Consider the following 531-nt stretch of genomic DNA (forward strand, 5'->3'; position numbering starts at 1 on the left):
TCGCCGGCGCGGAGTTCGCCGCGTCCGCGGCCGGATACCGTCAGCTGACGGACTGGGCCCTCGGGCACGGACAGGTCGAGGCGTTCGGGGTCGAATCGACCGGCTCCTACGGGGCGGGGCTGACCCGGCACCTGCTGGCCGAGGGCATGGACGTGGTCGAGGTGAACCGTCCGGACAAGACCACCCGCGCCCGGCAGGGCAAGTCCGACCCGATCGACGCGGAGCACGCCGCCCGCGCGGTCCTTGCCGGCACCGCGTCAGCACGCCCGAAGGTGTCCACGGGGATCGTCGAGGCGGTCCGGGCGCTGCTGGTCGCCCGCGGCGGCGCGGTCAAGGCCCGCACCGCGGCGGTCTCGCAGCTGCGGGACCTGATCACCACCGCCCCGGAGGAGATCCGCGAGGTCCTGCTGCCGTTGACGACGCAGGCCCGTATCGCCAAGGCCGCCGCGCTGCGACCCGACCTGACCCGGCTGCACGAACCGGCACACGCCGCCCGGCACGCACTGCGGGCGCTGGCTCGCCGGATCCAGG

The 531-nt window shown here is 75.1% G+C and carries 1 protein-coding gene; it reads left to right on the forward strand.

Translation table 11 applies throughout. The features are described 5' to 3' along the window. A partial coding sequence (locus tag ABD161_RS15740; protein WP_344005139.1) for an IS110 family transposase occupies positions 1-531 on the forward strand: 531 nt, incomplete at both ends.

This window comes from Microbacterium paludicola, assembly GCF_039529675.1.
Classification (GTDB): domain Bacteria; phylum Actinomycetota; class Actinomycetes; order Actinomycetales; family Microbacteriaceae; genus Microbacterium; species Microbacterium paludicola.